The 9,484-nt window shown below is 65.3% G+C and carries 7 protein-coding genes; 6 read left to right on the forward strand and 1 reads right to left on the reverse strand.

All coding sequences use genetic code 11. From position 1 onward, the window contains the following. The first annotated feature begins 130 nt into the window (after positions 1-130). Positions 131-1,417, forward strand: coding sequence for an ABC transporter substrate-binding protein (locus tag V6M39_RS09030; RefSeq protein ID WP_332643489.1), 1,287 nt, complete (start codon positions 131-133; stop codon positions 1,415-1,417). Between the two features lie 54 nt (positions 1,418-1,471). On the opposite strand, the gene V6M39_RS09035 is transcribed toward V6M39_RS09030, so the two are convergent. After that, entirely contained in the window at positions 1,472-2,941 is a 1,470-nt protein-coding gene (locus V6M39_RS09035) for a CCA tRNA nucleotidyltransferase (protein ID WP_442880746.1), read from the reverse strand. 6 nt (positions 2,942-2,947) lie between these two features. Between V6M39_RS09035 and V6M39_RS09040 the strand changes: the two genes are divergently transcribed. From V6M39_RS09040 to V6M39_RS09060, 5 genes are all read left to right on the forward strand, one after another. Further along, on the forward strand, positions 2,948-5,005 hold the full coding sequence (locus V6M39_RS09040) for a DUF6049 family protein (protein WP_332643491.1): 2,058 nt from the start codon (positions 2,948-2,950) through the stop codon (positions 5,003-5,005). Next, on the forward strand, positions 4,998-6,632 hold the full coding sequence (gene murJ, locus V6M39_RS09045) for a murein biosynthesis integral membrane protein MurJ (RefSeq protein WP_332643492.1): 1,635 nt from the start codon (positions 4,998-5,000) through the stop codon (positions 6,630-6,632). Before V6M39_RS09040 ends, murJ begins: the two co-directional genes overlap by 8 nt. Positions 6,633-6,692: 60 nt before the next feature. Next, positions 6,693-8,264 carry a protein kinase family protein gene (locus V6M39_RS09050; RefSeq protein ID WP_332643493.1) on the forward strand — a complete coding sequence of 524 codons (1,572 nt, stop codon included), beginning with the start codon at positions 6,693-6,695 and terminating at the stop codon, positions 8,262-8,264. A gap of 82 nt (positions 8,265-8,346) precedes the next feature. Beyond that, entirely contained in the window at positions 8,347-9,303 is a 957-nt protein-coding gene (trxB, locus tag V6M39_RS09055; protein WP_332643494.1) for a thioredoxin-disulfide reductase, read from the forward strand. 35 nt (positions 9,304-9,338) lie between these two features. After that, positions 9,339-9,484, forward strand: a 146-nt coding sequence (locus tag V6M39_RS09060; RefSeq protein WP_332643495.1) for a thioredoxin family protein, incomplete at its 3' end; no start/stop codon positions are given.

A 9,484-nucleotide genomic window follows, 5' to 3' on the forward strand; every position in this document is an offset into this window, starting at 1 on the left:
CTCTACGGCATCTGGGTCCGCGTGCGCAACTACTGGAAGGGGTGGCCGTTCTCTTATTGACCGCCGCACTGCAACATCCCGCGCCCGAGTCCAGTCAGGACGAGGACGCTCACCGAAAGGAATCGAAGAGATGAAGTTTTCCCGACACGTCCTCCGTACCGCCATTGGCGTCGCGGCTGCGACGCTGGTGCTCACCGGATGTCGCGGCAGCGACAACGGCGACTCCTCGAGTGCAGGCATCACCGACAAGGCCTGCCCCGACGCTGTCAACAAGGACAACGGCTGCATCTACCTCGGCGTGATCTCCGACCTGACGAAGGGCCCGTTCGCGCCCCTCGCAGTCCCGATCACGGACGCCCAGAAGGCCTTCTGGAAGGGCGTCAATGAAGACGGCGGCATCGACGGCTACGACATCGACGTCACCAGCAACATCGCCGATGCCGAGTACAACCCCGAGATCCACAACCGCAAGTACCAGGAGATGCGCAAGGAGATCCTCGCTCTCGGCCAGACGCTCGGATCGACGCAGACCCTCGCGATCCTCGAGGACATGAAGACCGACCAGGTCATCGGCGTCCCGGCATCCTGGAACTCGGCCTGGGAGTTCGAGGACCAGATTCTCGAGAGCGGCGCCAACTACTGCTTCGAGGCCATGAACGGCGTCGACTGGGCGGTCGCCAACCGCGGCACCAAGTCCAAGGTCGTCGCAGTCGGCTACCCCGGCGACTACGGCGGAGACGCCGCTGCTGGCGTCGAGGCTGCAGCCAAGGCCAACAAGCTTGGCTTCAGGAAGCTCGAGACGCCTCCCGGCCAGGACAACCAGGCCGGTGCGATTGGCTCGATCCTGAAGGAGAAGCCGGATCTCGTCTTCGTCTCCACCGGTCCTGCCGAGATGGCAACGATCACGGGTGGCCTCGCCCAGCAGGGCTTCAAGGGCACCGTCGTCGGCTCCAGCCCGACGTGGAACCCGGCACTGCTCGAATCGAAGGCGGCACCTGCGCTCAAGGCGTTGTACTTCCAGGCCGGTCCGTGGGGACCGTTCGGAACTGACACGCCGGGCCACGAGCGTATGCGTGAAGCTCTCGGTGACGTCACACCCAGTGACGGCTACACCGCTGGCTGGACGTGGAGCTATCCGCTGCTCGCCGCGCTCAAGAAGGCTGGCGATGACGGTGACATCACTCGCGAGAGCCTGATCGAGGCAGCGAAGAACCTGGACGAGGTCGACTACGAGGGCATCCTGCCCCCGGAGGCCGGCGCGACGAAGGGTGACCCGTCTGAGGTGGCCTACCGCGCCAGCGTCATCAGCAAGGTCGATGACAAGGCGCCGACAGGTGTGTCGGTTGAACAGGAGCTCACGGTTGGGCCCACTGCTGAAGGATTCGACTTCAGCAAGCCCTGCTTCAGCTTCCAGTAAGCGGCAGTACGAAGGGCCGGTTCCGCAAGGAGCCGGCCCTTCGTCGTGTCTGGACTATCGAGCTGCCCAGAAGGACTTGAGTGCTTCGGTCGCGTCGGCTTCGCTGAGTGGACCGCGATCCATACGAAGGTCGAGCAGGAAGCGGTAAGCCTCGCCAACCTCGGGACCAGGTCCGATGCCGAGAATCGCCATGATCTGCGCACCATCGAGGTCAGGACGCATCGCATCGAGCTCTTCGGCCTCGGCCAGCACCGCGATCCGCTGCTCGAGCTCGTCGTACGTACGTTGCAGGCGGAGAGCCTTCTTGGCGTTACGGGTCGTGCAGTCGGCGCGGGTCAGGATGTGGAGGCGCTGCAGCTGGTCGCCGGCGTCACGTACGTAACGACGCACCGCCGAGTCGGTCCACTCGCCCGATCCGTAGCCGTGGAATCGCAGGTGAAGCTCCACAAGCTTGGCGACCTGGTCGATGAGGTCGTTGCTGTAGCGGAGCGCACGCATGCGCTTGCGTACGAGCTTGGCGCCGACAACATCGTGGTGATGGAACGTGACTGTGCCGCCTTCGACGAACCGGCGAGTCTTGGGCTTGCCGATGTCGTGCAGCAGCGAGGCCAGGCGAATGACCAGGTCAGGGGCACTTTCGAGGCGATCCTCAAGGGCGATCGCCTGCTCGAGCACAGTCAGTGAATGCTCGTAGACGTCCTTGTGGCGATGATGCTCATCGCGCTCGAGGATCAGCGCCGGCAGCTCGGGCAGCATCTGCGCTGCCAGGCCAGTCTCGACCAGCAGCCTCAGACCGGCCACCGGATCAGCGCCGATCAGGAGCTTGTTGAGCTCATCGCGTACGCGCTCGGCCGACACGATCTCAAGACGCTCGGCCATGTCGGTCATCGCGCTCACGACGTCGGGAGCGGCCGTGAAACCGAGCTGCGACACAAACCGCGCCGCCCGCATCATGCGCAGCGGGTCATCGCTGAACGACTGCTCGGGCGTGACGGGGGTGCGTAACGTACGCGCCTCGACATCGGCGAGCCCACCGAACAGGTCGACGAATTCGGCCGACGGCAGCCTGATCGCCATCGCATTGACAGCGAAGTCGCGTCGCGAGAGGTCGCCATCGATGCTGTCGCCGAAGTTCACCTCGGGCTTGCGGGACGAGGCGTCGTACGCGTCGCTCCGGTACGTCGTGATCTCCAGGTCGTGCGAACCCTTGCGCAAGCCGATCGTGCCGAATTCGCGACCGACGTCCCACATCGCATCGGCCCACGGGCCGGCGATGCGCTCGATCTCGTCGGGCTTGGCCGACGTCGCGAAGTCCCAGTCGTTGCCGGGGCGACCCAGCACGGCGTCGCGTACGGGTCCGCCCACGATCGCCAACTCATGACCGGCGTTGGTGAACAGCAGGCCGAGCTCGGCCAGGAACGAGTTGTCCGCCAGCACAGCGTCGATCCTGGCCCTGCGATCGGGGGTCAGCTCTGACGTGGGCACGGGGACATACTCTATCGGCCCACTCACCCCCACTAACATGTTCAGGTGAGCAGCCGTCGTCGTCGCATCAGCATGGCGCTCCTGACGACGATCGTCGCGACTCTCCTCGTCAGCGCTCCCTCGCAGGCAGCCGACAAGGATCCCGACCTCACCGTCACGATCACGACCCTCAAGCCGAGCTTTCTGAAGGCCGGCTCCGACGTGACCGTACGAGGCACGATCACCAACAACGACGATCACCCGTGGCGCAAGGTGCAGGCATATCTCGTCATTCCCACCAACCCCTTCACGACTCGCGCGCAGCTGGACGACGCGATCGACAATGGCGCTGCCAACACCGGTGCGCGGGTGATCGAGGCGGGCGCATTCGACGAGCTCGGAACCCTCACCGCCGGGGAGTCGGTCTCATTCCAGGTCAAGGTGCCGCATGAGCAGCTCGGCATCTCTGGGGGTGCCGGCGTCTACCCCATGGGCGTGCAGGTCCTCGGAACTGACACTGACGGTTCGCGCAGCAATGACGCGATCGCGGCAGCGACGACGTTCCTGCCGAGCATCGCGCCGGGCCAGCAACCTGTGCCCACAACCGTGGTGTGGCCGTTCCTCATGCCGGACTACCGGGGCGCCGACGGCAACTATCACGATCCCGTCGCCACACTCTCGGCAATCGGTGCCGGTGGCCAGCTGCGCAACCTTCTGGACCTCGCGAAGAGTCTCCCGCCCAGATCATCGACCGTGCTGCTCGATCCCGCCCTGCTTGTCGGCATCGACGACATCGCCAACAAGCGGCTCATCGGCAAGAAGATCGAGCTCACTGACGTGCAGACCTCGCAGGCAGAGAGTTTCCTGCAAGAGCTGTTGGCGTACGTACGCTCGCAGAACGTCTGGATTCTCGGATTCGACCGGCCCGATGTCCTTGCCCTCACCGAGAACCCTGACCTTCGCCGCAGCCTCACCAATGCTCTCGACACCTCGACGCGATCAGCCCTCACGACGTACCAGCTCACCGGGCGCCGCGTCACCTGGCCGATCAAGAACGGTACGACAGCCGCGCTGCTGAGCGCGGAGCGAGGCGACGGCGAGACACCACTCATCGTGACGCCCTCCTCCGTGCCCGGATGGGAGCGTCGCCTGGGTTCGATCGTCAGCTATGAATCGACCGGTGGACCTATTCCGCTGCTCGTCAACGACGTGATCGCCACTGTTCCCGGCGGATCGACAGTCGTCGGCCTGCGTCAGCGCATCCTGAGCGACGCGGCACTGGCTGGACTCCAACGGGCGATCGATCCCACCTCCCGCGCAGACGCCGTCACGATGATCGATCCGAAGTGGAACCCTGGACCCCGACCGACCACCGGCGGACTCTCGTCGGTCTTCAACTCACCGTTCACCAGCGGGGCGACGCTCGACGACATACTCACGCGGCAGGTGTCGAAATACTCCGGGCGCGTGCCAGCCAAGTCCTCCGCACGAACGATCAGCCGAGCACAGCTCCAGGCAGCCACTGACCTCGCGAAGGCGGGAGACGCCCTGACATCGATCGTGACCGACGACCAGGGAGTCGACGCGACCTACTCACGCGAGGTCGCCGGACTCCTGGGCGTACGGTGGCGCAGCGATCCACCGCTCGGCATCTCCGTGGCCAACAACCTGGGATCACGTGCAGTGGATGAGCTGGCCAAGATCCAGATCGAGGGCCCACCCTCCGTCACCTTGTCGAGCTCGTCAGGCGGATTCCCGCTGACGATCATCAACGCCACCTCCCACGACGTACGAGTCGGCGTCGACCTCGACTCCAGCAACCCGGCACTTGATGTGCCCGCGGTGAAGCCGGTCAACATCGCCGCCGGAGAGCGCCAAACGCTCACGGTCAACATCGACCTCGGCCAGCAGAGCACGACGCAGCTGACCGCGAGCCTGACCACCGCTGAAGGCGACCCCATCGGCACACCAGCCGTGTTCAACGTCCGCTCCAGTCAGATCGGCGTCGTGCTCTGGGTCGCGATCGGTCTCGCCGGCGTCTTGGTGCTCGTCGCGCTGTTCCGCCGCTTCCACCGCCGTCGCAACGGGAGCAGTACGACCGAACGGTTGGCCGACGATGACTGACGCCGGCATCGCACGCGCCAGCGCCTGGATGGCGCTCGGCACGATCTTCTCCCGCATCACCGGCGCCATGCGGCTGCTGCTTCTTCTGTGGGTCGTCGGCAAGTCACTGAACGCCGACATCTTCAGCATCGCCAACACGATCCCCAACGCGCTCTACATCCTGGTCGCCGGCGGCATCTTCAACGTCGTACTCGTACCCCAGCTCGTACGCGCGATGAAGCGCGACCCGGACGGCGGCGATGCGTACGCCAACCGCGTCATCACCCTCGGGCTCTTGGTTCTCGCGGGGGCAACGGCGCTGCTGGTGCTCGCGGTGCCGATTCTGGTGCGACTTTTCTTCGACAACGACCTGTTCGCCCCTGGCCTTGAGCAGGCTCAGGACTCCGCCCGGCTGCTGATGTGGCTGTGCATGCCGCAGGTCTTCTTCTACGGCGTGTTCGTCCTCGTGGGTCAGGTGCTCAACGCGCGCGGTCGCTTCGGGCCGATGATGTGGGCACCGATCGTCAACAATGTCGTCGCCTGCGGAGTGCTCGTGCTCTACGCGGTGACCTTCGGCAAGTCCGACGGCGACAAGGGCTTCTCCACCAACGAGGCCTTGCTGCTCGGCATCGGTTCATCCGTCGCGATCGCCTTGCAGGCGCTCGTGCTCGTGCCTTACCTCCGCAAGGCTGGCTTCCACTTCAAGCCACGATTCGACTTCCGCGGTGTCGGCCTCGGTCACACGTTCAAGCTCGGCGTCTGGACGCTCCTCTTTGTCCTGGCCAACCAGATCGCGTACGTCATCGTCGCCAGGCTGGGCAGCAGCGCCACGACCGAGGCCTCGCAGACCGGCGAGGACGCTGCCGGTGCCGCCGTCTACGACCTGGGGTTCCTGGTCAGTCAGGTGCCACACGGCGTCATCACCGTCTCGCTCGCCACGGCGATCATCCCGCTTCTCTCGGGACTTGCTGCTGATCGCGAATACGGACGCTTCCGCGTCGAGCTCGGACGTACGGTCCGGATCGCGCTCGTCATCATCGTCCCGTTGGCCGTCGCGGTTGCCTGCCTGGGTCAGCAGGTCGCCACCGTCGCCAACCTCACCGGCAACCTCGAGGACGGTACCGAGTCGATCGGCTGGACGATCCAGGCTTTCGCCATCGCGATGGTCGCGTTCACGATCCACTACCTGATGCTGCGAGGCTTCTACGCGAACGAAGACACCCGCACACCGTTCTTCATCCAGGTCGTCATCGCCGCGGTCAACATCGCAACGGCGATCGCCCTCACGGCCATGGTCGAGCCGGCCCGAGTCGCCATGATGTTGGCACTCTCCTACGGCATCGCGTACGTCGTCGGATCAATCCTGTCGACGACTGTCCTCTCGCGGACCGTCGGCTCGGTCGTCGACCGCGAGATGCTGTTGTTCGTCGCCAAGCTCGTGGCGGCCGCAATCGTCGCCGCTGCTGCCATGCTCGCCATCGCAGCCGGGCTCGAATCGGCCGGCCTCGACCAGAGTGAGCCGTCCGGCGGCCTGCCAACTGCGTTCATCGCCGGCACCGGTGGCGCGATCGCGTATGTGATCGCCACGAAGCTCTTGCGCATGGACCAGCTTTCGTACCTTGTGAAAACCCTGCGCCGCCGGGCCTGATTGCCGACGGCAACGCCGCTCGGCCCGTAGCATTGCCGGTGAGCGTAGAAGGGGCGGTTGATGAGCGACAGGCGGCCATTGGCCTCCGGAGATGTGCTCGCGCACCGCTACGAACTCCAGGACCTCGTCACCGAGAAGCTTGGCTCCACAACGTGGCGAGCCCACGATCAGATTCTCAACCGCAACGTCGGCATCGAGATGCTGTCGAGCTCCGATCCGCGAGCCGATCACTTCCTCGAGGCCGCCCGTGAGTCGACGTCAGTCACAGATCCGCGCTTCCTGCGCGTTCTGGACCTGATCGAGGACGAACAGCGTCACCACCTGGTCGTACGCGAGTGGGCGCGCGCGTTCCCACTTGACCAGCTGCTGGCGCAGTCGCCCTTGCCCAACCGGCGCGCTGCGACGGTCGTTGCCGAGGTCGCCGAGGCGATCGCCCACGCGCACGAGCACGGCGTCTATCACCGCCGCCTCACACCGCACCAGGTACTGCTCAAGGAGTCCGGCGCCGTGCGCGTCGTCGGACTCGGCGTCACGACGGCGCTCTCGCCAGTCGGTCGCCACGACTCGCTGGCCGATCTGCAGGCGTACGAGCAGCTCGACGTGCAAGCGCTCGGCAAACTGCTTTACGCCTGCCTGGTGAGCCGTTGGCCCGGTGCACAGGTCGACGGGCTGCGTGCTGCCCCGACCGAGCACGGGCGCTTGCTGCGACCGCGTCAGGTGCGCGCCGGCGTGGCCCGTGACGTGGACACCGTCGCAGACCGCATCCTCGGCTCGCCACCACGCCACCACGAGTCCCCGCTCCGCAGCGCCGCGGACATAGCGCGCACTCTTCGGCTGTCCGGTGAGGACGAAGAAGTACGTGACGAGCAGCCCAGCCTTTCGGGCATCTCCTCGCCCGATCTCCTGCGTCTCGATCCCGTCATCCGTCCGGTCGGGCCTCCCCCCGGTCTCGAGCCACCACGTCGTCGTCCAAAGGCCTACGAGCCGGCTCCCCCGACCACGATGGAGCGCAGCGTCGAGCGCGCCCGACTCGCTGCGAAGGGTGATCGCGGACTCGTCCTGCTCGGTGTCGGCGTGGTGCTGCTGATTGCGACGGTGCTTGCGTTCCTGGTCGGTCGGTCCACGAATGACAGCCCGAGCGACGCGATCGACGACTCGTCCCCCATCCGCATCCTGCCGGTGCAGCGCGTTGGCGACTTCGATCCGTTCGGTGATGACGGCGAGGAGAGCCCCGATCTCGTACGTCGTGCCATCGACGGCAAGCTTTCGACCGGATGGCCTACGTCCAACTACCTCGGTTCGGCCTCGCTCGGCGGGCTCAAGGACGGTGTGGGTCTGGTGCTCGACCTAGGCGGGCCTCGTGAGGTCGACAGTGTTCGAATCCGGCTCGGTGGCTCGCCGACCGACCTGTCGATCTACATCGCCTCTCCCGATGAGGACAAGGTGCCCCGGTCCCTGAAGGGCCTCAGGCGGGCCGCCGTCCTGGATGGCGCCGGCGTGGACGCGTCCATGTCACTTGAGTCCGGCGAGGTCACTCGCTATCTCGTCGTATGGCTCAGGAAGCTTCCCGAGGTCAATCCCGGGTCCTTCAGAGGCGAGATTCGCGAAGTCGTGATCCGCGGACGCTCCTAGGACCGGGTTCATCCCGCTTCCGGAATAGTTGCAGCCTAGGATTCGTTGTGTCAGGTGACTTCAGATTAAGGCGACAAACGCAATGAGCGACGACGTACGCAACCTCATCATCATCGGCTCGGGACCTTCGGGCTACACCGCCGCGATCTACGCTGCCCGCGCCAACCTCAACCCGTTGGTCTTCGAGGGCTCGGTGACAGCTGGCGGTGCGCTGATGACTACCACCGACGTGGAGAACTTCCCGGGCTTCGAGGACGGCATCATGGGCCCCGAGCTCATGGACAAGCTGCGCGCCCAGGCCGAGCGTTTCGGTGCCGAGCTCGTCACGGATGACGTCACCGCCGTCGACCTCCAGGGCGACATCAAGACCGTCAGCCTCGCGGATGGCACGACCTACAAGGCCAAGGCTGTCGTGCTCGCCATGGGCTCCGGCTACCGCAAGCTGAATGTCGAGGGCGAGGACCGTCTTTCCGGTCACGGCGTCAGTTGGTGTGCGACGTGTGACGGGTTCTTCTTCCGCGAGCAGAACATCGTCGTGGTCGGCGGTGGCGACTCTGCGCTCGAGGAAGCCACCTTCCTGACCCGCTTCGCGAGCAAGGTGACTCTGGTCCATCGCCGCGATGAGCTGCGGGCCAGCAAGATCATGCAGGACCGTGCGTTTGCCAACGACAAGATCGAGTTCGCCTGGAACTCTGAGGTCGCCGAGATCCACGGCACCGACAAGCTCGAGGGTCTGACTCTTCGCGACACCGTCACCGGCGAGCTCCGCAGGCTGGATGCGACGGGACTGTTCATTGCGATCGGCCACGACCCGCGTTCGGAGCTGCTCAAGGGTCAGGTCGAACTCGACGACGAAGGCTATGTCCTCGTCAAGCCCGGCACGACCGAGACCAACGTACGAGGTGTGTTCGCTGCGGGCGACCTCGTCGACCACACCTACCGCCAGGCCATCACGGCTGCCGGCACCGGCTGCGCTGCGTCACTCGATGCCGAGCGCTACCTCGCTGACATCGAGCATGGAATATCTGTCAGCGCCTGACGTTCAACTAGTTACAGACCTCAAGGAGAAACACCATGGCAGAAGGCACTCTCGCGGCCGTAACGGACGCCAACTTCGACGAGCTCGTCCTCAACGCTGAGGGCCCCGTGCTCGTCGACTTCTGGGCCAGCTGGTGCGGCCCGTGTCGTCAGCTCGCTCCGATCCTCGAAGAGATCGCGAC

Source organism: Aeromicrobium sp., from assembly GCF_036675695.1.
In the GTDB taxonomy this organism is placed as follows: domain Bacteria; phylum Actinomycetota; class Actinomycetes; order Propionibacteriales; family Nocardioidaceae; genus Aeromicrobium.

Coding starts and splice junctions, on each gene's coding strand:
- V6M39_RS09035 (WP_442880746.1), bottom strand. CDS start 2,941: ATGTTAGTGGGGGTGAGTGGGCCGATAGAGTATGTCCCCGTGCCCACG.
- V6M39_RS09050 (WP_332643493.1), top strand. CDS start 6,693: ATGAGCGACAGGCGGCCATTGGCCTCCGGAGATGTGCTCGCGCACCGC.
- murJ (WP_332643492.1), top strand. CDS start 4,998: ATGACTGACGCCGGCATCGCACGCGCCAGCGCCTGGATGGCGCTCGGC.
- trxB (WP_332643494.1), top strand. CDS start 8,347: ATGAGCGACGACGTACGCAACCTCATCATCATCGGCTCGGGACCTTCG.
- V6M39_RS09030 (WP_332643489.1), top strand. CDS start 131: ATGAAGTTTTCCCGACACGTCCTCCGTACCGCCATTGGCGTCGCGGCT.